The organism is Siccirubricoccus soli, assembly GCF_024178315.1.
In the GTDB taxonomy this organism is placed as follows: Bacteria; Pseudomonadota; Alphaproteobacteria; order Acetobacterales; family Acetobacteraceae; genus Siccirubricoccus; species Siccirubricoccus soli.
In genome coordinates this window covers 19,352-41,997 of sequence record NZ_JAMZIK010000059.1, presented here as the reverse complement: position 1 = coordinate 41,997, position 22,646 = coordinate 19,352, and the positions used below count along the sequence as shown (strand labels likewise).

The following is a 22,646-nucleotide window of genomic DNA, read 5'->3' as shown; positions in this document are numbered from 1 at the left end:
GGCGCAAGCCACAAAACGCGACAACGAGTTACCTGCCCTGCTGCCGCCGCAGCCGCAGCATCATGCTGTCGAAGGCGTAGTCGGAGACCTGGTGATAGGCGAAATGCCGGTCCCGGAAGGCTGTCTGGCTTTCGAGGATCGCCTTGAATTGCGGGTTGGCGGCGGATTGCTCGGCGAACACCTCCTGGGTCGCGCGGTAGAGCGTATCGATCACCTCATTGGGAAACTGGCGGAGCTGCACGCCCTCGGCCACCAGCCGGTACATGGCCTCCACATTCTTCCAGTCGTATTGCGCCAGCATCCAATTGGTCGCGGCGGTGCAGGCGGTCTCGATGGCGGCGCGGTAGGCGGGTGGTAGCTCCTGGAATTTCTGCAGGTTCACATAGGCGTGGAAGATGGCGCCGCCCTCGCCCCAGCCCGGATAGTAGTAGTACCGCGCCACCTTGTTGAAGCCGAGCTTGGCGTCGTCATAGGGGCCGATATACTCGACGCCGTCGATGGTGCCGCGCTCCAGCGCCGGGTAGATGTCACCGGGCGCGATCTGCTGCGGTACCACGCCGACCTTCTGCATGACATTGCCGGCGAGGCCGGCGACGCGGAATTTCAGCCCGCGCAGATCCTCGGCGGTCCTGATCTCCTTCCTGAACCAGCCGCCCATCTGGTTGCCGGTATTGCCGCAGGGCAGGGCGTGGATGTTGAAATCCCTGTAGACGGCATTCAGCATCTCGTTGCCGCCGCCATGGAAGAACCAGGCATGCTGCTGCCGCACGTTCAGCATGAAGGGCACGGTGGTGGAGAAGGCGAGCGCCGCGTTCTTGCCGGTGAAGAACAGCCCGCCGGTATGCGCCATCTCCACGCTGCCGGACTGCACCGCATCCATGGCCTGCAGCCCCGGCACCAGTTCCCCGGACGGGAAGGGCTGGATGCGGAAGCGGCCATCGGTGATGTCGCTGACCGCGCGGCACATGTACTCGCTGGTCGAGTAGGTGATGTCGAGGGTGCGGGGGAAGCTGCTGGTCAGCCGCCAGCGGATCTCCGGCAGGCTCTGCGCCAGAGCGGGGGCGGCAAGCCCTCCGGCGACGGAGAGCGGAGCCGCGGCGGCGGCGGCGAAAAGGCGGCGGTGCATGGCGTGGGTCTCCTGCGGCCGGCCCGGCCCGGCGCGCTCCGCTGATCCACAGCAAGGCGGGTGCCAACCCGCGGCAAGGCGGGTGCCAACCCGCAGCCAGGCGGACGCCAGCCCGCGGCACGCCGGATGCCAGCGGCAAGCCCTTGCATCCCCGGCCACGGCGTGGCATCCGGCTGTCCGTCGGGCAACATGTTGCCCAAATCGGGAGCAAATCATGCCCGTCACCCCCAGCTGGCTCGGCGTCGTCGCCCATCTCCACATCACCGCCCGCGCCTTCCTGCCCATGCGGGCGCAGGAGGCCATCACCCTGGTCGCCGGGCGCGGGATCGAGGGCGACCGCTACATGCTGGGGATCGAGGAAGGCTTCTATTCCGCGAAGCCGGAAGAAGGCCGCCAGATCACCCTCTTCGAGGAGGAGGCGCTGGAGTGCATCCGCCGCGACCACGGCATCGAGCTGCTGCCGGAGGAGCACCGCCGCAACGTTACCACGCGCGGCGTGCCGCTGACGCACCTCGTCGGCCGCCGCTTCCGCCTCGGCCCCTGCCTGCTGGAGGCGACGCGGCTTTCCGTTCCCTGCCGGCATATCGAGGAGATTTTGGAGAAGCCGGTCTTCGACCCGATGATCAACCGCTCCGGCCTCAATTGCCGCATCCTGGAAGGCGGCGTGGTGCGGGTGGGCGACGCCATCCGGCCCGAATGACGCAGCCTGGGAACCGGAGCGCCGAAGGGCCGAAGCGGCCCGCCGCCGCCAAGCTGATCAGGACGGTGGTGCGGGGGGCAGCGCCGGCCGGGCCGGGGATCCGCCGCCTCGTGCTGATGGACCCGGAGGGCTGGCCCCTGCCGCGGCAGAAGCCCGGCGCGCATATCGACCTGCACCTGCCGAACGGGATGGTCCGCGCCTATTCGCTCTGCGGCGACCCGGCGCAGCAGGACCGCTATGTGGTGGCGGTGAAGCGGGAGGCGGCGGGGCGCGGCGGCTCGCTCTGGCTGCATGATGCGTTGGCCGAGGGGGCGGAGATTGGCGTCTCCCTGCCGCGCTGCACCTTCCCGCTGGCGCCGGCGGCCACGCGGCACGTCTTCATCGCCGGCGGCATCGGCGTCACCCCCTTCCTCGGCATGGCGGCGGCGCTGGAGCGGGCAGGGGGCAGCTACACGCTGCACCTGCTGCATCGCGGCGCCCTGCCCCTGCCGGCGCAGCTGCCGGCGGGAACGGCGCTGCACGACACCTCCCGCACACCACGCCCGGCCCTGGCCGATCTGCTGGGCGAGCCCGCCCCCGGGCTGCACGCCTATTGCTGCGGTCCCAACGGGCTGATCGAGGCCTTCGAGGCCGCCACGCGCGACTGGCCGCCGGGCCGGGCGCATATCGAGCATTTCGTCCCGCCCCCCCTGGCGCCCGACCCGGAGGCCCGCCCCTTCACCCTGGTGCTGGCGAAGAGCGGCGCCAGCGCGGAGTTGCCGGCCGGCGCGCCGCTGCTGCCGGCGATCCGGGCGCTGGGCGAGGCGGTGGAGGTCTCCTGCGAGGGCGGCATCTGCGGCGCCTGCAAGGTGCGGTGGCTGGAAGGCCCGCCGCTGCACCGCGACCGGGTGCTGAAGCCGGAGGAACGGGCCGAGTACCTGATGGCCTGCGTCGCCGGCTGCGCCGGCCCGCGCTTGGTCCTGGACCTGTGAGCGCACCGCCACGCCGCCGCGCGGCGGAGGAGGAGGCACCGCCGTCCGGCGCCGGCGTGCTCGGCCCGCAGCTTCGCCGCCTGCGCCTGGCGCGGGGCATGACGCTCGACGCGCTGGCCACTTCGGTCGGGCTGGACAAGGGCTTCCTCTCCCGCCTCGAGCGCGGCCGGAAGGCACCTTCGGTCGGCACGCTGCTGCGGCTCTCCGCCGCGCTCGGCGTGCCGGTGGCGGAGTTGCTGGGCGAGGCGTTGCCGGAGGATGCGGTGCGCATCACCCGCGCCGCGCGGCGGCGGCGCAGCGCGCCGGGCCATGGCATGCACGGCATGGAATCGCTGACCGCCGGCGACGCCCCGCTCGCCGCCTTCATCATCCATCTCGGCGCGGAATTCGCCGAGGACGGGCCGCATGAACATGAGGGGGAGGAGCTGCTCTATGTCCTCCATGGCCATGTGGAACTGGCCTTCGCCGATCGCAGCCTGATGCTGCGGGCGGGGGATGCGGCCGAGTTCGCCGGGCACCTGCCGCACCGGCTCCGGCGGATCGGGGAGGAGCCGGCCGCGGTGCTGGTCGCGGTGGCCAGGCACTGGTCCTGATTTCGAAGTCTTGCGGATTTCGTTCTTAGGACACTAGAGCAGATCGCCGTAGGGCGGCATCGCCCGAAGGCGTGAATCTTCTGTGTAAATAAAAGCTTAGAGCGTTTTCGGTGCACGCCTGTAAACCGAAAACGCTCTAGGCCAAAGGGAGACGCCGCCCCGCCTACCAGAGGCCGCAGGACCAGCGAGACCCGGCATGCGGGGCCAGCAGGTTCGGCCGGCCCGGTCCCTCGGCGGCACGGAGCCCGGGCGAGGCGCATCGCCTTTCCGCGCCCCGCATGGTGTTCAGCCGGCCCTGGCGGCGATATCACGGCGCCATGATACGGCATGGAAAAGGGCATATGGCACGAACTGGATGGATAGCGCTGCTGGCGGCGCTCCTCCTCGGGAGCACTGCGGAAGCGCAGACCCTGGAGGCGGTGAAGCAGCGCGGCACGCTGAATTGCGGCGTCTCCCAGGGTTTCGCCGGCTTCTCGGCGCCGGACAGCCGCGGCGAGTTCCGCGGCCTGGATGTGGATTACTGCCGCGCTGTCGCCGCCGCCGTGCTGGGCGACGCCAGCAAGGTCCGCTTTGTCCCTCTCACCGCCCAAGCCCGCTTCACCGCGCTGCAGACCGGCGAGATCGACGTGCTGTTCCGCAACAGCACCCAGACCTTCCTGCGCGACGTCTCGCTGGGGCTGAACCAGGGGCCGGTGAATTTCTACGACGGCCAGGGCTTCGCCGTGCGCCGCGACGCCAATGTAAGCAAGTTGGCGGAGCTGGACGGCGCCACCATCTGCGTCGCCCAGGGCACGACGCATGAGCTCACCCTCGGCGACGTCTTCCGCGCCCGCAACCTGCACTTCCAGCCGGTGGTGTTCGAGCGGGTGGACACCATGTACGAGGCCTTCTTCAGCGGCCGCTGCGATGCGATGACGCAGGATGCCAGCGCGCTCGCCGGCGCCCTGACCGTGGCCCGCGACCCGGCCGCCTACCAAGTGCTGGAGGAGACGATCAGCAAGGAACCGCTCGGCCCCTTCACCCGCAATGGCGACGACCAGTGGTCGAACATCATCATGTGGGTGCACTACGCTCTGGTGGAGGCGGAGGAGTTGGGCGTGACCCAGGCCAATACGGCGGAGCAGGCGAAGAGCGGCAGCCCGACCGCACAGCGCCTGCTCGGCACCAGCGGCGAGTTCGGCTCCCGCCTTGGCCTTGACAATGGCTGGGCGGCGAATGCCATCCGCGCCGTGGGGAATTACGGCGAGGTATTCGAGCGCAATGTCGGTCAGGGCAGCTCGCTCAAGCTCTCGCGTGGAATCAATGGGTTGTGGGCCAGGGGTGGGCTGATGTACGCCATCCCGTTCCGCTGAACCCCGGCCGGCGGGGCCGGGAGGGCAACCTTCCGCCGGCGCGCCGCGTTTCCCTTGCCGAAGCCGCCGCATCGCGCGGCGGCAACGGAAGGGACAAGCCATGGACAAGGATCGCATCGCCGGCGCTGCCAAGCAGGCCAAGGGCGCCGTGAAGGACGCGGCCGGCAAGGTGACCGGCGACACCAAGCTGCAGGCCGAGGGCAAGGCCGACAAGGCCGAGGGCAAGGTGCAGAGCAGCGTTGGCGGCGCCAAGGACGCCGTCCGCGACGCGATGGACAAATAGCCCATGCAGGGCGCACCAGGGCCTTGCCCTGGTGCGCATCAGGGCATGTCGACCGGGTGAGTTGTCCTGCCCCCTGGGGTTCGGACCACGTCCTAGTTGCGGCGTTGCAACTGGGCTGGTGGCTTGCCTTGGCCCTGACTCCAGATTTGCCCGGTGGACATGCTTCGGGGTGACCGGCCGACGAACGGATTGGTACCCGGATGAAGCTGTGGCTGCCTTCGCGTGCCATCGCCTAAGGCGGTAGCCGACACGATGACCGTCGCGCGATCGCAGAAGCCGCGGAGGTCGATGGCGCACGACCGCGAGGCTCTCCGGTGTCCGATCGTGCTTTTGCCTAAGTCGAAGGTTGAAGCTTCCGCTAGGCGGGTCTCATGCAGCCCTGCTGCGCACTTCCTTATCGAGCGGCATGTGATGGCAACTGCCATCCGGCCGGACCGCTTTGCGGAGCGTCGTGAGCCAGTTCCTACCTCCGACCCTCAGGCGACACGTTACCCGACAACGCCGGACTGTATTGCCGATCTTGACCCGCGGGCCGGGTGCCGCGCCAATTCGGAACGCCCTTTGACCTAATTTAACGTTGTGGAGCTTAAACATCTGTGGCCGCGGAAAAGCCCGGCTCACGCTCAGTGCGTCGATGGCATTCGCGCCATCCGCTGCCCTGGCGTGGACAATGAGGATGGCTCCCTTGTCGAGATCGGCGCTCAAGGAGATCGTCTGGCCGGGTTTGCAGGATGAGATCATGTCCCTTCGGGACAGTGTCGCATTCCTGGAGGGCAGGCTTGCCGCGTCGAGGCGCTTGGCCGCCGAACAGGCGGGACTGCTGGAGCGGCAGGCCTTGGAGCTGGGTGCCTGCAAAGTCGAATTGGCCGAACTCAAGGCCCGGGCGGGGCGCGGACTCGCACCGGATGCGCGACTTGCGCAGCAGGTGGAGACGCTTTCGGGGAAGGTTCCGCTGTCCTGGGTCCGCAGCACGAAGGCGGTCCCCTTCGCCAATCTGGGCGATGCGCTCAGCCCGCTCATTGTCTCTGTCATGTCCGGCCTGCCGGTTGCCCATTACGCATTCAATTCACCGAACCGGCGTCTGGCCGCCGTGGGAACGATCGGGCAAGGGCAAAGCGCTGGCACGGTGCATTTCTGGGGGACTGGTTTCGACCCGAAGCGCAACGCCACCGGGGACCGCAGCAGGGGATTCACCGCAGCGCCGGGCGTGGACTATGTCGTACATGCCGTGCGAGGCCCCTTCACCCGCCGCGCTCTGCTGGCAGCTGGGATCGAGGCGCCCGCCATCTATGGGGACCCGGCTTGGTTCCTGCCACGGATCCTTAAACCAAGGGTCGAGAAGAAATACGAATTGGGCGTTGTGCTGCACATCTCGGAACTCGATACACCGGGGCCGGAGACAGGGTCCGTCACCGGGCAGCCCCGCTTCGCCGGCGCCCAGGACTACGGTGTGCATGTCATCTCGACCTATCATGAGCCGAGCTGGTCGGGACTCGTCGGCAAGTTGCAGGAAATCCTGGCGTGTCGCCGCATCGTCTCGAACAGTTTCCACGGCCTGCTTCTGGCGGACGCTTATCAGATCCCCTGCCTGTACTTCCCGAATGCGCCCACCGGGCTGAAGCGCTTCGACCTGGAAGGAAACTACGACGAGCCTCTTAATCATCGCTTCGCCGACTTCTACCGCGGGGTCGGCCGGAGCAGCATGTTCGCGTATGGCAACCCAAGTTCCGCACCGACGCCCTGGGAAGAGGTGATCGCGGCTGTCGACCGGTTCTGGGAACCGCTGAGCTTCACCGGTGAGGCATTGTTCGATGCCTTTCCGCTGGCCCCGCGCGTCGCGTTCTCCGAGAAGCGCTGGCCGGTCGATGACGAGGCGGCCGCAGCATTGCCTTGGTGACCACGCTGTACTCATCGCGGCCTTTGCATAGTTCGTCCCGGATCCCGCGATTCGGCTGGGATCGCCCGATCAGGCGTTGTTCCGGGCGCGGCATTTCGCCGCGCCCTACGCTCCAGGCCTTCGGCGGCCGTGCTTGCCGAGGCAGTCTGTCGCCAGCGCAACGGAAGACTTAATGGAAGTCACGGATGGCACGGCCCGCCAAACCTGCGCCTTTGTGAGCCACCGCAGATTAGGGCCGCAGTGGAAGAGCAGACCGCCCCTATTCAGCGGCCTGCTAGAGCAGATCGCCGTAGGGCGGCATCGCCCGAAGGCGTGAATCTGCTCTGCAAACAAAGGCGTAGAGCATATTCGGTGACCGCATGTGAACCGAAAATGCTCTAGAGCAGGAAATCCTGCGGCGTCAAAGCGATCAGCCCAAGGACCTTGATGATCATATCCGTCACCCCGTCTCCAGTATCGACCTCCACAAAGGTATCGCCACCCGAGTGGTAGTATCGAACCGAGCCAATTCCGCCGCCGCGGAAGGCGCCCGTGCCCTCCCAGACGAAGGCCTGATCACCTGCAACATCCGGTCGGGCATCGATGACCGATAGGTGAAGCAGGTCATGCTGGGCTTGAGAGAAATCAACGATGACGTCCATCGACAGGGCGGTGCTCTCGGCCACGGCTTTGAAGATGAAGCTGTCGGCGCCGGTGCCGCCGATCAGCCGGTCCGCGCCGAGGCCGCCGATCAGCCGGTCGTCGCCCCCGCCGCCACCATCCAGCGTGTCGTCCCCGGCCAGCCCATCGAGGGTGTTCGGCCCGACGCCGCCCACCAGCAAATCGCCGTAGGCTGAGCCACGCAGGTTTTCGACGGCGCTGTAGGTGTCGCCCGCCGCTTCCCCGGCATTCTTGGCCGGTGACAGGAGATAGGCCGTCACACCAGCCGTCGCTGCCTCATAGGAGGCGTAGTCGCTGTGATTGCCGCCGCTCAGCATATCGGCACCAGCGCCGCCAATCAGCGTATCGGGACCGTCCAGGCCTATGAGGGTGTCGTTGCCCGCCAGGCCGACCAGTTTGTTGGCAACGGCATTGCCAGTGAGGTTGTCGGCGTAGGTTGAGCCCCTCAGGAACTCGATACCAATGTAGACATCGCCCGCGGCATCGCCGGTATTCGCTGACGGGGTGGTGAGCGAGGCAATGACGGCGGCCGGGGCGTTTTCGTATGAGGCGAGATCGTTTCCGTTGCCGCCATCGAGCGTGTCAGACCCGGCTCCGCCGACTAGTTCGTCATTGCCGTCCAGCCCCTCAAGGCGATTGGCACCGCCGGCGGTTACCAGGCGGTCGAAGAAGGCGGAGCCGCGCAGATTCTCGATGCTGCTGTAGCGGTCGCCCGCGGCATCGCCAGTATTGGTGTTCGATGCGGTGAAGGAGGCTCTGACCGCACCGGTCGCGGTCTCATAGCTGACCAGGTCGATGCCGTTGCCGCCCACCAGCGCATCCCCGCCCGGGCCTCCCACCAGCGTGTCGTCGCCGTCGCCGCCCAGCAGCGAATCCGGGCCCAGGCCGCCCAGTAGCAGGTCGCCGCCGGCGCCGCCGCTGAGGGTATTGGCACCCTCATTGCCGATGATGGTGTTCGCCAGCGCGTTGCCGGTGCCGTTGATGGAGCCGGCACCGGTTTCGAGCAGCAGCATCTCGACATTCGCCGGCAGGGTATAGCTGACCCAGCTGCGGATCGTGTCCTGGCCCTGGTTCGGCAGTTCCGTCACCGTATCGGCGGCGCTCCGGACGATGTAGGTGTCGTCGCCCGTGCCGCCGGCCAGGGCGTTGTTGCCGCTGTCGCCGTCCAGGCTGTCGTTGCCGTCCTCGCCATACAGCGCGTCGTCGCCGGCGCCGCCGAGTAGGGTGTCGTTGCCTGCCTGGCCGAACAGATGGTCGTCGCCGGCGCCGCCCAGCATGCTGTCATGGTCGGTGGTGCCGATGAGGAATTGCCGGCTCGCCTGGCTGCCGTCCGGGGCGAAGCCGAGATTCGCCGCGGTCAGCGCCGCGGCGGTGATGCCCTGCAGCCGGATCAGGGGGACGAAGCTGTTGGCGCCGCCATTGCTGTCCCAGTCGATGACCGTGTCCCCCCCCTCCTGGCGCAGGCGGAGGAAGCCGCTGCTGCCGAAGGGGTTGCTGCCATCGAAGTCGGTGGTGCCGGGGCCGTGCAGCCAGGAGGCCAGGTCGAGCCGGTCGCCCGCGGCACCGGCGGCGAAGTCGGTGATGACGAACGGGGCGGTCGGGCTGTCGCCGGGATAAGCGAAGGTGTTGAGGAAGGAGAAGGTGTCGAGGCCGGTGCCGCCGCTGACGGTGGCAGCGGCGCCGAGGAAAACCCAATCATCCCCGGCGCCGCCCTGCACCGTGCTGCCGGCGCCGGAGGCGAAGATGCTGTCATTCCCGTCGCCGCCATCGATGAAGGCCACCGCCATCGCGATGATGGTGTCATCCCCGGTGCCGCCCAGCAGCCTGTTGTTGCCGGCATCGTCGATCAGGACGTCGTTGCCCGCGCCGCCATCCAGCGAGTCGTTGCCTGAACCACCGACCAGGACGTCATGGCCGCCGAGGCCCAGCAGGGTGTCGTTGCTCTCGAGGCCAAAGAGGGAATCGTCGTCGGGGCTGCCGACGAGGCTGTCCGCGGCGCTGGTGCCAGACGTCGGCAATTTTCTGCCCCCATGCTTCAGGTCGGGGCGAGTCTCGCACGGGGCCGTTGTGAAGCCGTAAATGCCGCCGCCTCGCAGGCCGGAAGGGGAGGGGTGTCTCCGGGCCGCGGCGGTCAGACCACCCGCCTTGCCTTCAGCGCCGCCGCCAGCGTGCCCTCGTCCAGCACATCCAGCGCGCCGCCGATCGGCACGCCCTGCGCCAGCCGCGTCACCCGCACGCCGGTGGAGCGCAGGCGGTCGGAGAGGAAATGCGCCGTGGTGGCGCCATCCACCGTGGCGGGCAGGGCCAGGATCACCTCCTCCACCCCCTGTTCCGCGATGCGGGCCAGCAGCGGCTGCACCGAGAGATCCTCCGGCCCGACGCCGCCGATGGCGGAGAGGGTGCCGCCCAGCACGTGGTAGAGGCCGCGATGCGCATGGGCGCGCTCCAGCGCCCAGAGCTCGGCGACGCCCTCCACCACGCAGATCACGGACTGATCGCGCTGCGGGTCGCGGCAGATGTGGCAGGGGTCCTGGTCGTCGAGGTTGCCGCAGAGCCGGCAGGGCCGCACCGCCGCCGCCGCATCGCGCAGCGCCGCCGCCAGGGGCAGCATGCTCTGCTCCGGCTGCATCAGCATCTTCAGCACCGCCCGCCGCGCGCTCCGCCGCCCGAAGCCGGGCAGCCGGGCGAGCAGGCCGATCAGATGCTCGATGGGGTCAGGGGCGGGCATGCGTCCGGGCGGTGTGGCCGGGAGGTATAAGGATCCCGGCGGGTTACGTGCCGCGGCCGGCATCCAGGGATTGGTGTGGCTGGATGCCGGCCGCACGCATCAGAATGGCAGCTTCATGCCGGCGGGCAAGTTGAGGCCGGCCGTGGCCTTCTGCATCTCCTCGGCCATGGAAGCCTCCACCTTCTGCTTGGCATCCGCATGGGCGGCGACCAGCAGATCTTCCAGCACCTCCCGGTCATCCGCCGTCATCAGGCTGGGGTCGATCGCCACGCGCTTCAGGTCGCCCTTGCCGGAGAGCGTCACCTTCACCATGCCGGCACCGGCCACGCCTTCCACCACCGCGGCCTCCAGCTTCGCCTGCATCTCCTGCATGCGGGTCTGCATCTGCTGCGCCTGCTTCAGCATGTTGCCGAGATTCTTCATGGCCGTGCCTTACCTGTCCTCGTCCGGAGGGGGAACATCGTCGAAATCGGGCGGTTCTTCCAGTTCCGCCGGCGGGATGTCGCCCGGCTCCACCTCCGGCGCCTCGGCGGAAGCGGGCAACGTCAGCGGCAGCCCGTAATCATCGGCGCCGGCATCGCGCACCCGCTCGATCTGGGCGCCGGGGAAGGCGGCCATCACCGCCTGCACCAGCGGGTGGGCACGGGCCAGGGACAGCCGCTCCGCCTCCGCATGGCGGCCCTGCTCGGCCAGGGTCGGCTCGCCTTCCGCATTGCTCAGCGCCACGGTCCAGCGCGTGCCGGTCAGCTCCGAGAGCAGGGCGCCGAGCTGGGCGGCCAGGTCCCGCATCGCCTCCGGCCGCACCCGGATCTCCACCCGCCCGGGCGCGAGGTGGACGGGGTGGACATAATGCAGCAGCTGCGCGTGCAGCATCGGCTTGCGGCCGGAGGCGAGCGCCACGACGTCCCGCCAGCTCTGCGGCTGCGGCAGCGTGGCCGGCACCGGGATGGAAGCGACGGCGCCGCCGCCCGCCACGGCCCTGAGGCTGCCGGGCGCGCCGCCGCCATTCGGGGCGGGGCGAGGGGGGGCGGCGGGCAGGCCCCCGCCTTCCATCAGCCGCTTCACCAGATCGCCCGGCGGCGGCAGCTCCGCCACATGCGCCAGGCGGATCAGCACCATCTCGGCCGCCGCTCGGCGGTCCGGCGCGCCGGCGAGTTCCCCGAGCCCCTTCAGCAGCATCTGCCAGGCCCGGCCCAGCACCGGGACGGAGAGCTTCGCCGCCAGCACCGCGCCGCGGGTGCGTTCGCTCTCGGTCAGGCCGGGGTCGTCCTTCAGCGCCGGCACGCTGCGCAGCCGGGTCAGGGTATGGGTCAGCTCCAGCAGGTCCTGCAGCACCATCCCCGGATCGGCGCCGCGCTCATGCGCGCGCTCCATGGTGGCCAGCAGGGCAGGGACATCCCCCGCCATGGCCTGCTCCATCAGGTCCAGCACCAGGGCGCGGTCGGCGAGGCCCAGCATGTCCCGCACCGCCTCGGCCGTGACGGCGCCGTCGGGGCCGCCCAGCGCGATGGCCTGGTCGAGCAGGGAGAGCCCATCCCGCACGCTGCCATCGGCGGCGCGGGCGACCATGGCCAGGGCTTCCGGGTCGATCTCCACCTGCTCCTTCGCCGCGATGCGGGCGAAATGGGCACGCAGCTCCGCCTGCGGAACTCGCTTGAGATGAAAGGTCTGGCAGCGGCTGAGGATGGTGGCCGGCACCTTCCGCAACTCGGTGGTCGCCAGCATGAACTTCACCTGGGCCGGCGGCTCCTCCAGCGTCTTCAGCAGCGCGTTGAACGCCGCGTTGGACAGCATGTGGACCTCGTCCAGGATGATGACCTTGAAGCGGCCCTGGGCCGGGCGGTAGCGCAGCCGCTCCCGCAGCTCCCGCACCTCGTCCACGCCGTTGTTGGAGGCGGCGTCGAGCTCCTGCACATCCGGGTGGCGGTCGGCGAGGATCGCCTGGCATTCCGGGCAGATGCCGCAGGGCTCGGGCGTCGGGCCGCCCTTGCCGTCCGGGCCGATGCAGTTCAGGGCGCGGGCGATGATGCGGGCGGTGGTGGTCTTCCCCACGCCGCGCACGCCGGTGAGCATGAAGGCATGCGCCACGCGGTCCTGGGCGAAGGCGTTGCGCAGGGTGCGGACCAGCGCCTCCTGGCCGATCAGCTCGGCGAAGCTGGTCGGGCGGTATTTGCGGGCGAGGACCCGGTAGGGGGCCTGGGCGGGCGTCGGCGCTGCCTGGGCAGGCGGGGCCGCGGCCGGCGGCGGGGCGGGCACGGCCGGGGGAGGGGTGGCGGGCGCCGGGCCGGTCACATCTCCGGCGGGCACATCCCCGAACAGCCCCGGCCCCTCCGGCGGCGGCGGCTCGGGCAGGCCTTCGGCCTCTGGCGCGTCGGAAGGGCCGAAGAGGGAGGAGGACATGCGCGGCCGGCGGCTTCCTGCAGGACAAGGCCCGCCGAGGGGCACCGAAAAGGGTGGAAGGCCGACAAGCGACCCGGGCGAGAACCCGTTACGGCTGCTTCCTTCCGGACCTGACCGGGTTGGCGGGGAGTCCGTCCACCGCCGACCTTCCAAGGGCACCATATCATGCCGCGCGCGCCCCGGCGCAATGCCCCCCGCGCGCCTGGGCGCGCAACGAGCGGCCGCGTGACATCCGGCGGCGGCATGGCAGCCGGGAAGGCCCGGTGGGCGCCGCCCCCGGTTGCCGCCGCCCCGGCCCCGTGGCACGGTCGCTCCCGCATGCTCTCGATCCCCGCCAGCCGCCCCAACGCCTATACCGGCAGCCCCCTGGACCGCGCCGCCCTGAAGCGGGAGGACGCCGACTGGATCGCCGCCGCCCTCGCCGATCCGGACACGCTCTTCGCCCCGGTCTGGCGCAGCCGCAGCCTGATGAAGGGGGTGGCGGAAGGCACGCCGGAAGCCCTTCTCGTCACTGGCGCCGCCGCCACCGCCCTACGCATGGCGGGCGGGCCCTGGGCCTTCCTTGGCCTGTGGGAGGGCCGGCCGGTCTTCGCCGTGGATTGCTCCGAGGCGGCGGACCCGCTGCCGCTGCTGCCGGAGGGAAGCGGCAGCTTCACCGACCTGCGCGCCGTCGCCGGGCTGCTGCCGGCGGGGGAGGCCAGCATCCTCGCCCATGCCCGCGGGCTGATGCATTGGCGCACCAAGCACCGCTTCTGCGGCATCTGCGGTTCGGGCTGCGAGCCGCGCTCGGCCGGGCATGTCATGGTCTGCACCGGCTGCAAGGCGCAGCATTTCCCGCGCACCGACCCCGCCGTCATCATGCTGGTGGTCCGCGGCGATTACTGCCTGCTCGGCCATTCCACCCGCTTCCCCAACACCACCATGTACTCGACCCTCGCCGGCTTCGTGGAGCCGGGCGAGAGCCTGGAGGAGGCGGTGCGGCGCGAGGTGCTGGAGGAGGCCGGGATCGAGGTGGGGGAGGTCTGGTACCATTCCTCCCAGCCCTGGCCCTTTCCCTCCTCCATCATGCTCGGCTTCCATGCCGAGGGGCTGAGCGAGGAGATCGTCATCGACGCGACGGAGCTGCGCGACGCCCGCTGGTTCAGCCGGACGCAGTGCCGGGATCCGGAGGCGCATGGCTTCGCCCTGCCGCGCGCCGATTCCATCGCCCGGAGGCTGATCGAGGACTGGATCGCCCATCCATGAGGCGGCTTGCCCTTGTCCTGACCCTGGCGCTGGCGGCCTGCCGCGGCGCACCCACCCCGCCGCCGGAGCCGGAGACGCCGGAGCAGCGCGCCTGCCGCGCCGAGGCGGAGCGCAGCCCGGAGCTCGGCCGGGTCTATGCCCAGGCCAACCCCGCCATGGCGGACAACCGGGAGCGGCTGGAAGCGGAGGCCCGCCGCGTCCGCGCCCGCGCCTTCCGGGACTGCCTGCGGGCCCGCGGCCTGCCGGCGCCGGGCGGGGTGGAGCCGGTCACGCCACGCTGACGCCGCGCGCCTTCGCCAGCTCCGCGATGCGCCGGACCAGCACGGCTTGGTCATAGGGCTTCGGCATCACCTCGAAATTGTGGTCGGTGCCGCCTTCCACCGTGCCGGCGAAGCCGGTGGCCAGCAGCACGGGCAGGGTCGGCCGTAGCCGCGTCGCCTGCTGCGCCAGCTCGATGCCCGTCATCCCGCCGGGCATGACGATGTCGCTGAACAGCACGTCGAATTGCTCGCCGCGGCGGAGCAGCGCCATGGCCTCCAGCGCATCCTGCGCCGCCACCACGCGAAAGCCGGCATCGCGCAGCGTCTCCGCCGCCACCTCCCGCACCCGCTCGTCATCCTCCACAACCAGGATGGAGGCGCGGGCCAGGCTCGGCATGCCCTCCGGCGGCGGCGGCACCGGCGCTGCCGGCCGGGCCGGCGGCTCCTCCGCCACCGGCAGATAAAGCGTCACCACCACCCCTTCGCCCGGCGTGCTGTCGATCGCCACATGGCCGCCGAGCTGGCGCACGAAGCCGAAGACCTGGGAGAGGCCGAGGCCGGTGCCCTTGCCCTGGGGCTTCGTCGTGAAGAAGGGCTCGAAGGCGCGCTCCCGCACCTCCGGCGTCATGCCGGTGCCGGTATCGCGCAGGGAGATGGCGACGTAGTCGCCCGGCTGCGCATCCGGATTGCCGATCAGCAGCGCCTGGTCCAGCCGCGCCAGCCGGGTGGTGAGGGTGACGGTGCCGCCGCGCGGCATCGCGTCCCGCGCATTGATGGCGAGGTTGAGCAGGGCCGCCTCGAGCTGCGCGGCATCGGCGCGGCAGGCCGGCAGATCGGCCTCCAGCACCTGGGAGAGGGTCACGGTCTCGCCCAGGGCGCGCTGGATCAGCGGGACGAAGCCCTGCACCAGCTCGTTCGCGTCCAGGCTTTCGGTGTGCAGGCGCTGGCGCCGGGCGAAGGCCAGCAGGCTGGCATTCAGCTTGGCGCCCCGCTGCACCGCGTCCCGCGCCGCGCCCAGCAGCTTCTTCACCCGCTCATCCGCCGCGGCGCCGATATGGCGTTCCAGCAGGTGCACCGTGCCGAGGATGGCGGTAAGCAGGTTGTTGAAGTCATGCGCGATGCCGCCGGTCAGCCGCCCCAGCGCCTCCAGCCGCTGGGCCTGCATCAGCCCGGCCTCCGCCACCTCCCGCCGGGCGATCTCGGCGCGCAGCTCGGCCGCGGTCTGGAACAGGCGCTGCTGGATCCGCTGCTCGGAGGTCCAGCGGCGGATGGCGAGCAGGGTGGTCAGGCTCAGCGCCAGGGCGACGAAGCTGCAGATGGCGGCGGTGAAGGCGGTGTTGCGCCACCATTCCGCCGCCACTTGGTCCATGGAGCGGGTGGCGGAGACGACCAGCCCGTGCTCCCCCACCTTGCGGAAGGCGGTCAGCCATTCCCCGCGGCTGCCGAAGCGGGCGATGGCCGCGCCGCTGGCCGGCGGGTTGCGCACCATCTCCGGCACCTCGCCGGGCACCGGCGCCTCGAACAGCTCGTCGGCACCGGCAGGGTAGGCGGCGAGGATCTGGCCATCGGTGCGCAGCAGGGCGAAATCGGTCCGGCCCTCCGGATCCAGGGCCTGCCATTGCGCCCGGAAATAGGCGGGCAGGATGGAGCCCATCACGGCGCCGTCGAACCGGCCATCCGGGGTGGTGCGGCGCCGCCCCGCGACGAAGCCGACGATGCCGGTGAGGCGGGAGAGCTGCGGCCGGCCGAAGACCAACCCCTCCGCCCCCTCTCGCAGCGGGGCGAAGAAGTCCCGGCCGGAGAGGTCGAAATCCGGCGTCGGCCAGGCGATGCTGAGCAGCGCCAGCCTGCCATCCGGACGGACCAGGTGCAGCGAGATCATCTGCGCCACGCTCTCGTCGAGCGAGAGCATCCAGCGCTGGATGGATTCGCCTTCCGCGTCGATCTGTGCCCAGCTCATGCCGCGCACCCGGTCCTCGATGCGGTCCAGCACCAGGGCGCTGGTCTCCACCACCTTCAGCGCATGCTCCTTGGCGATGGCGGACTGGCGGTCCACATCGGCGACGGCCTGTTCCTGTAATTTCCGATGGTCGTAGAAGGCGGCGCCGAACAGGACGAGAAGTGGAACGAGCAGCGAGGCGACAAGCAGGATGCGCAGCGTGAACGGCACGTGCTGTAGCACGCCGGACGAGTGGCTGCGTCCCCCGACCATGGGCTGGCTCGCTTCCTGTTCCCTCGGCATCAGGACATTTCCGTAACGGGTCCGGACGACGGCGGGTTGGTCGCTTGGTCGTCGATCATTTTAGCGTGATAATGTAATGGTTTGGGAGCTTCGCGCTTTTCATGCGGGAAGGCAATGTCTCCCCCGCTGCCAGGCGGCCCGATGCAGCGGAAATTCGTAACGCCGGTGTCGCACCGGGCGCCCGTGGCGGGCCCGGTACTGCCCGAACCCCGCCGGGGAGGGCCTGCCCTGGAACCGGCCCTGGGCCGGCTGGTCCACCCTAATGCGCCTCCGCCCAGCTATGGCCGGTGCCGATCTCGACGGCGAGCGGCACGCGAAGCTGCGCAACGCCTTCCATCACTTGGCGCACCAGGGCGCCGGTCGGCTCGACCTCCGTCTCCGGTACCTCGAAGACCAGCTCGTCATGCACCTGCAGCAGCATGCGGGCCTTGAGACCGGCATCGGCGAGCGCGCGGGGCAGCCGGACCATGGCGCGCTTGATGACCTCCGCCGCGCCGCCCTGGAAGGGGGCGTTGATGGCGGCGCGCTCCGCTCCCGCCCGGCGCGCCATGTCCTTGGCGTTGATGTCGGGGATCCAAAGCTTGCGGCCGAAGGAGGTGGAGACATAGCCGCGCAGCCGTGCCTCCTCCTTCAGCCGTTCCATCGCATCCCGGATGCCGGGGTATTGCGCGAAATAGGCATCGATGATGCCGCGCGCCTCGCCGGGGCCGATGCCGAGCCGCGCTGCCAGCCCGAAGGCCGACATGCCGTAGATGATGCCGAAATTGATGGTCTTGGCGCGGCGCCGCGCCTCCTTGTCCACCGCATCCGGCGCCAGTCGGAAGATGTCCGCGGCGGTGCGGCTGTGGATGTCCTGGCCGGTCGCGAAGGCCTCCCGCAGCGCCGGCACGTCAGCGAGATGCGCCAGCAGGCGCAGCTCGATCTGCGAGTAGTCGGCGGCCAGCAGCACATGGCCGGGCTCCGCCACGAAGGCGCGGCGGATCTTCACCCCTTCCTCGGTGCGGATCGGGATGTTCTGCAGGTTCGGCTCGGTGGAGGCGAGCCGCCCCGTGCTGGTGTTGGCCATGGAGAAATCGGTGTGGACGCGGCCGGTGCGCGGGTCGAGGGCCGCGGCCAGCCCCTCCACATAGGTGCTCTTCAGCTTCGCCAGCTGGCGCCAGTCCAGCACCTTGCGCGGCAGGGGGATGCCCTGGGCGGCGAGATCCTCCAGCACGCTGGCATCGGTGCCCCAGGCGCCGGTCGCCTTGCTGCGGCGGCCGCCCGGCAGCTTCATCTCGTCGAACAGGATTTCTCCCAGTTGCTTCGGCGAGCCCACATTGAAGGGGCGGCCGGCCAGGGCGTGGATCTCCTGCTCCAGCGCCGCCATGCGCTGGGAGAAATCCTCGCCGATGCGGGCCAGCTCCGTGCCGTCCACCTTGATGCCCGCCACCTCCATGTCGCGCAGCACGCCGACCATGCGGCGCTCCACCTGCTCATAGAGGGCGAGGGCCTGCTCCTCCCGCAGCTTCGGCCGCAGGATGTGCCAGAGGCGCAGCGTCACATCCGCATCCTCCGCCGCATAGGCGGTGGCCTTGTCCAGCGGCACCTGGGAGAAGGGGATGCGGGCGCGGCCGGTACCGGTCACCGAATCGAAGCTGACCGGCTTGTGGTCCAGATGGAGGACGGAGAGCTCATCCATGCCATGGCCATGCTTCCCCGCCGCCATGGCGTAGGAGATCAGCATGGTGTCATCCACCGGGCTGACGGCGATGCCGCCATTCTCCGGTCGGGCGAGCACTTCCAGATCGTATTTCGCGTGCTGCAGCACCTTCAGCACGCCGGGATCGGTCAGCAGCGGCCGCAGCGCGTCCATCGCCTGCACGAAGGGAATCTGCTGCGGCGCCTCGGCGGGCGCGGCGAGCATGTCGCCCTGGCCGCCGCCGGCGGTGACATGCCGCAGCGGGATGTAGCAGGCGCGGCCCGGCGCAGTGGCGAGGCAGACGCCAACCAGGTTGGCCTTCAGCGCATCCAGGCTGTCGGTCTCGGTGTCCAGGCCGATGATTCCGGCGGCGAAGCCTTCGGCGATCCAGGCCGCAAGCGCCTCCATCGTGGTGACGGTGGCGTAGTCGCCGAAGGGCGCCTGACCGGGGGAGGGGGCGACGGGCTGCACCACCTGGGCGGCCTGGGCCGCGGCGACCGCCGCTTGGCGCGCCGCCCGCGTCCCGGCATCGCCCGCCGCCTCGCCGAGGCCCATGCGGGCGAGGACGCTGCGGAATCCCTGCTCCGCCAGGAAGCTCGAAAGCCGTGCCGGCTCCGGCGGCTTCACCGCCAGCGCCTCGACCTCGAGCGTCAGCGGCGCATCGGCGACGAGCTGCACCAGCCGCTTCGAGAGCCGCGCCTGCTCGGCATATTGCTCGAGGTTCTGGCGCCGCATCGGCTGCTTGATCTTCGCCGTGTTGGCCAGCACGCTTTCCAGGTCGCCATAGGTCTGGATCAGCTCGGCGGCGGTCTTCGGGCCGATCTTCGGCACGCCGGGGACGTTGTCCACCGGATCGCCGATCAGCGCCTGCACCTCCACCACCTTCTCCGGCGGCACGCCGAATTTCTCGACGACCTCGGCCTCGCCGATCGGCTTCTGCTTGATCGGGTCCAGCATCCGCACGCCGGGGCGGACCAGCTGCATCAGGTCCTTGTCGGAGGAGACGATCGTCACCTCGCCGCCCGCGGCGGCGAATTCCCGCGCATAGGTGGCGATCATGTCGTCCGCCTCGAAGCCCGGCTGCTCGATGCAGGCGACGCCGAAGGCGGCGGTCGCTTCCCGGATCAGGGCGAATTGCGGGATCAGCTCCTCCGGCGGGTCGGGCCGGTGGGCCTTGTAGTCAGGGTAGATCTCGTTGCGGAAGGTGACGCGGCTGGGGTCGAAGACCACGGCCAGGTGGCTGCCGCGATGCTCGGTCAGGAAGCGGGAGAGCATCTGGGTGAAGCCGAAGACGGCGTTCACCGGCGTGCCGTCCGGCCGCGTCATCGGCGGCAGGGCATGGAAGGCGCGGAAGATGTAGCCGGAGCCGTCGATCAGGACGAGGTGCTTCGCCCCGGGCGGCGTCACCGGCACCGCCTCGGGCGAGGCCACGGCATCGGCCAGGGCGGTCCCCCGATTGCGCCCGGCCTCGGGCGGCCCGGGCAGTTCCGCGGCGGCGGGCGCGGGCTGCTCCGCGGGGGGCGCGGCGCCCTCAGTGATGGTCGCCTCCGCCGCTGCCCGGCTGCAGGACATAGGTGATGGAGCAATAGGGGCAACAGACCTCGCTCTCCCCTTCGGCGATCTTCAGCCAGATGCGGGGGTGCCCCAGGCCGCCGACGCCGATTTCCCCGTCGCAGGGGATCCTGCGGCTGGTCACCTCGATCCGCTGGGACGGGGTGACGCCGGGGGTGGGCTTCGGCGCGTAGCCGGTCTGCTTGGCGTCGCGCATCGCGCTCCTCGTGGAATGTCCTGGTATGCGCCCCAGTTTACCGGGGGCGGCCCGCCCCGGCCAGAGTGCAGGCGCGTGCTTCCAGACTCAGACCGGGGTCCGGGGTCCGGTGTCGGGTCCTGGCCCCGGCGGAGGTGCAGGGTTGCGGGCACTGCCCGCGACGCGCCTTCTGCCCGGGTCCAGGGGCGGAGCCCCTGGTCAATCCGCCCGCGGATGCGCCTTCCGCCAGGTGTCCAGCAGCGCCGCCGCATCCACCACCGTGTAGCGCTGGGTGGTGGAGAGGCTGGCATGGCCCAGCAGCTCCTGGATGCTGCGGAGGTCGGCGCCGCCGCCCAGCAGGTGGGTGGCGAAGGAGTGCCGCAGCGCATGCGGCGTCGCGTGTTCCGGCAGCCCGGCCAGGCGGCGATAGGTGCGCAGCGATTTCTGCGCCACCGCCGGGTCCAGCCGGGCGCCGCGGGCGCCGCGGAACAGCGGCTCCTCCGGCCGGGCGCCGGGGCGGAGCGCGAGATAGGCGGCGATCGCCTCGCGCACCGCCGGCAGCACCGGCACCAGCCGTGGCTTGGAACCCTTGCCGAGGACCCGCAGGCTGGCCTCGCTGCCCGGCAGGGGCGCGTCGCCCACATTGAGCGCCAGCGCCTCGCCGATGCGGAGGCCGCAGCCATAGAGCAGGGTGAAGAGGGCGGTGTCGCGCGCCGCCTGCTCGGCCGGCGCCTCGGCATGGCGAGGATCGTGCACCTGGCCGGTCCGGGCTGCCACCTCCTTCGCCTGGCCGGGGGTGAGGGCGCGCGGGATGGGCGGCTTCAGCCGCGGCCCGCGCAACCCGCCCAGCGCCGGCACCGGCAGGTCCTGGCTGCGGCCGAGATGGCGGAGGAAGCTACGGATGGCGGCGAGCTGCCGTGCCCTGGTGGCCGGGCCTGCGCCTTCCGCGCTGCGGGCGGCGAGGAAGCCGCGGAGGTCGGCGGCGCGCAGGCTCGCCAGCGCCGCAGCATCCGGCTCCTCTCCCAGATGGCCGGCAAGGAAGGCGAGGAAATCGCCGATGTCGCGGCCATAGGCCTCGACGGTATTGGCGGCGGCCCGGCGCTCCCGCGCCAGCCAGTCCAGGTAGCGGGCCCGGGCTTCGGCGCCGGTCATGGGCGGATGCTTCGGATCATGCGGCCGCCAGACTTCCCGACCCGCCCCGGCCTGTCCAGCACCAAGGCCGGGCGCAGGCATGGGCCTTCAGACCGCGCCGCCCGGGGCCTGTCGCGGCTTTGCCGCCCCAGGCTGTGCCGGATTGAAGGAAGACAGCGGAACCGGGGCCCCCCATGGCGTTGCGCAGCAACGTCGTGGGGAATATCAGCGGGCCAGCGCCGCCGCGACGGCACGGCCGAGGAAGGCCAGGGTGGCGATGGCCTGCCGCGCCGGCAGCGCCGCGGCATCCCGGGCGCCGAGGGTCAGCAGGGTCGGGTAGCCCGTCCAGATCGGCACCCGCACCAGCGCGTCCCGGCAGACCAGCGCGGCGGCCTCCTGGTGCAGCAGCTCCGCCTCTCCGGCCGGGGTGGCGCGCACCACCGCATCCCGCCCCGGTGGCAGCAGGCGGGAGACGGTGCCGCGGGTCAGCGGCAGGATGCCGCGGCGGTCCGGCTTCTCGCTCATCAGCGTGCAGGTCTCGATGCCGAGCAGCGCCGGCAGTTCCTGCGTCACCGTATCCACCACATCCGTGCTGCGCATCAGCGCCAGCACGGCGAGGCGGACGCGGATGGTGAGGCCATGGCCCGCCCGTCCGGCGGTGACGGCGGCATCCACCTCCGCCTCCAGGCTGCGCACCCGGCGGCGCTCGGCGAAGAGCATGGCGGCCATGTGGTCCGCCAGGCGCTCGCCATGCACCCGCTTCGGCGGCTCCAGCACCCGGTAGAGCTCCGGCCGCTCGGCCAGGAATTCGGGGTGGCTGAGGAGGAAGTCGGCAACCGCCTGGGCGGTCGGCTGACCCGTTTCAGGTTGAACGGGCAGCAGCGAGGCTTCGGAGAGGGGCATGGTTACAGGATGCTCTGGCCGGTCTTGCGCCAATCGGCCAGGAAGGCCTCAAGCCCCCGATCCGTCAGCGGGTGCTTGAGGAGCTGGCGGATGACCGCGGGCGGCAGGGTGGCAACCCCGGCGCCGAGCTTGGCGGCTTCGACCAGATGCATCGGGTGGCGAATGGACGCCACCAGGACTTCTGTCTTAAAGTGGGGGTAGTTGCGGTATATTTTCACGATGTCGGCGATGAGCTGCATGCCATCGGTGGCGATATCGTCCAGCCGGCCGACGAAGGGGGAGATGAAGGCCGCCCCCGCCTTCGCCGCCAGCAGCGCCTGGGCCGGGGAGAAGCAGAGGGTGACATTGACCAGCGTGCCTTCCTCCGAGAGCGCCCGGCAGGTGCGCAGCCCGGCCTCGGTCAGCGGCACCTTCACCGCGACGTTGGAGGCGATGCCGCGCAGGTACCGGCCCTCGGCCAGCATCTGCTCGTATTCGGTGGCCGTCACCTCGGCCGAGACCGGGCCCGGAGTGAGGGCGCAGATCTCGGCGATCACCTCGGCCATCTTGCGGCCGGACTTGGCGATCAGGCTCGGATTGGTGGTCACGCCGTCCACCAGCCCGGTTTCCGCCAGCGCCCGGATGTCCGCGACATCTGCGGTGTCCACGAAGAATTTCATCGCCTACGCAGTCCTTTGGCCGGGTGCCCGCAGGGCTCTTCGGGCAGGAGGGTCACTGATCGATCGTTTCA

At 70.4% G+C, this 22,646-nt stretch carries 19 protein-coding genes and 1 other RNA gene; 8 read left to right on the top strand and 12 right to left on the bottom strand.

Annotated features, from left to right (window positions below):
* Positions 1-28: 28 nt before the first annotated feature.
* The gene (locus NJ376_RS09990) at positions 29-1,126 is read right to left on the bottom strand and encodes a TRAP transporter substrate-binding protein (protein WP_252953099.1); all 1,098 of its coding nucleotides are present in this window, start codon (positions 1,124-1,126) and stop codon (positions 29-31) included.
* 214 nt (positions 1,127-1,340) lie between these two features.
* Here NJ376_RS09990 and NJ376_RS09985 point away from each other — a divergent pair, with 214 nt between their 5' ends.
* The 6 genes from NJ376_RS09985 to NJ376_RS09960 all read left to right on the top strand — a co-directional run bounded on the left by NJ376_RS09985 (position 1,341) and on the right by NJ376_RS09960 (position 6,922).
* On the top strand, positions 1,341-1,826 hold the full coding sequence (locus tag NJ376_RS09985) for an MOSC domain-containing protein (RefSeq protein WP_252953098.1): 486 nt from the start codon (positions 1,341-1,343) through the stop codon (positions 1,824-1,826).
* Positions 1,823-2,797, top strand: a complete 975-nt coding sequence (locus NJ376_RS09980; RefSeq protein WP_252953097.1) for a PDR/VanB family oxidoreductase — start codon at positions 1,823-1,825, stop codon at positions 2,795-2,797. Before NJ376_RS09985 ends, NJ376_RS09980 begins: the two co-directional genes overlap by 4 nt.
* Positions 2,794-3,390 carry a helix-turn-helix domain-containing protein gene (locus tag NJ376_RS09975; protein ID WP_252953096.1) on the top strand — a complete coding sequence of 199 codons (597 nt, stop codon included), beginning with the start codon at positions 2,794-2,796 and terminating at the stop codon, positions 3,388-3,390. The genes NJ376_RS09980 and NJ376_RS09975 overlap by 4 nt, the downstream gene beginning before the upstream one ends.
* A 341-nt stretch (positions 3,391-3,731) precedes the next feature.
* Positions 3,732-4,742, top strand: a complete 1,011-nt coding sequence (locus tag NJ376_RS09970; protein ID WP_252953095.1) for an amino acid ABC transporter substrate-binding protein — start codon at positions 3,732-3,734, stop codon at positions 4,740-4,742.
* 100 nt (positions 4,743-4,842) lie between these two features.
* Entirely contained in the window at positions 4,843-5,025 is a 183-nt protein-coding gene (locus NJ376_RS09965; protein WP_252953094.1) for a CsbD family protein, read from the top strand.
* A gap of 685 nt (positions 5,026-5,710) precedes the next feature.
* Positions 5,711-6,922, top strand: coding sequence for a polysaccharide pyruvyl transferase family protein (locus tag NJ376_RS09960; RefSeq protein WP_252953093.1), 1,212 nt, complete (start codon positions 5,711-5,713; stop codon positions 6,920-6,922).
* Between the two features lie 377 nt (positions 6,923-7,299).
* Here the strand turns inward: NJ376_RS09960 and NJ376_RS28980 are convergent, their stop codons facing one another.
* From NJ376_RS28980 to ffs, 5 genes are all read right to left on the bottom strand, one after another.
* Positions 7,300-9,600 (bottom strand): calcium-binding protein, encoded by a 2,301-nt coding sequence (locus NJ376_RS28980; RefSeq protein WP_305879972.1) that lies wholly within the window; start codon positions 9,598-9,600, stop codon positions 7,300-7,302.
* A gap of 113 nt (positions 9,601-9,713) precedes the next feature.
* Entirely contained in the window at positions 9,714-10,310 is a 597-nt protein-coding gene (gene recR, locus NJ376_RS09940; RefSeq protein WP_252953092.1) for a recombination mediator RecR, read from the bottom strand.
* Positions 10,311-10,409: 99 nt separating this feature from the next.
* Positions 10,410-10,733, bottom strand: a complete 324-nt coding sequence (locus NJ376_RS09935) for a YbaB/EbfC family nucleoid-associated protein (RefSeq protein WP_252953091.1) — start codon at positions 10,731-10,733, stop codon at positions 10,410-10,412.
* 9 nt (positions 10,734-10,742) lie between these two features.
* Positions 10,743-12,710: a DNA polymerase III subunit gamma/tau gene (locus tag NJ376_RS09930; RefSeq protein ID WP_252953090.1), complete on the bottom strand. Its 1,968-nt coding sequence runs from the start codon at positions 12,708-12,710 to the stop codon at positions 10,743-10,745.
* 52 nt (positions 12,711-12,762) lie between these two features.
* Positions 12,763-12,861, bottom strand: an RNA gene (ffs, locus tag NJ376_RS09925) — signal recognition particle sRNA small type.
* A gap of 167 nt (positions 12,862-13,028) precedes the next feature.
* Here ffs and nudC point away from each other — a divergent pair.
* Entirely contained in the window at positions 13,029-13,955 is a 927-nt protein-coding gene (gene nudC, locus NJ376_RS09920) for an NAD(+) diphosphatase (protein ID WP_252953089.1), read from the top strand.
* Positions 13,952-14,236, top strand: a complete 285-nt coding sequence (locus tag NJ376_RS09915) for a phosphoribosylamine--glycine ligase (RefSeq protein ID WP_252953088.1) — start codon at positions 13,952-13,954, stop codon at positions 14,234-14,236. The genes nudC and NJ376_RS09915 overlap by 4 nt, the downstream gene beginning before the upstream one ends.
* On the opposite strand, the gene NJ376_RS09910 is transcribed toward NJ376_RS09915, so the two are convergent.
* The 6 genes from NJ376_RS09910 to fsa form a co-directional block, all read right to left on the bottom strand.
* Positions 14,223-16,457 (bottom strand): hybrid sensor histidine kinase/response regulator, encoded by a 2,235-nt coding sequence (locus NJ376_RS09910; RefSeq protein WP_252953087.1) that lies wholly within the window; start codon positions 16,455-16,457, stop codon positions 14,223-14,225. The two genes, NJ376_RS09915 and NJ376_RS09910, sit on opposite strands and share 14 nt — an antisense overlap.
* Positions 16,458-16,716: 259 nt before the next feature.
* Positions 16,717-19,707, bottom strand: coding sequence for a DNA polymerase I (gene polA / locus NJ376_RS09905; RefSeq protein ID WP_252953086.1), 2,991 nt, complete (start codon positions 19,705-19,707; stop codon positions 16,717-16,719).
* On the bottom strand, positions 19,667-19,903 hold the full coding sequence (locus tag NJ376_RS09900; protein WP_252953085.1) for a zinc-finger domain-containing protein: 237 nt from the start codon (positions 19,901-19,903) through the stop codon (positions 19,667-19,669). The genes polA and NJ376_RS09900 overlap by 41 nt, the downstream gene beginning before the upstream one ends.
* A gap of 198 nt (positions 19,904-20,101) precedes the next feature.
* Positions 20,102-21,034, bottom strand: coding sequence for a tyrosine recombinase XerC (locus NJ376_RS09895; RefSeq protein WP_252953084.1), 933 nt, complete (start codon positions 21,032-21,034; stop codon positions 20,102-20,104).
* Between the two features lie 204 nt (positions 21,035-21,238).
* Positions 21,239-21,916 carry a DUF484 family protein gene (locus tag NJ376_RS09890; protein ID WP_252953083.1) on the bottom strand — a complete coding sequence of 226 codons (678 nt, stop codon included), beginning with the start codon at positions 21,914-21,916 and terminating at the stop codon, positions 21,239-21,241.
* A 2-nt stretch (positions 21,917-21,918) separates the two neighbouring features.
* Positions 21,919-22,563 carry a fructose-6-phosphate aldolase gene (gene fsa, locus NJ376_RS09885; protein WP_456309181.1) on the bottom strand — a complete coding sequence of 215 codons (645 nt, stop codon included), beginning with the start codon at positions 22,561-22,563 and terminating at the stop codon, positions 21,919-21,921.
* Positions 22,564-22,646 lie beyond the last annotated feature (83 nt).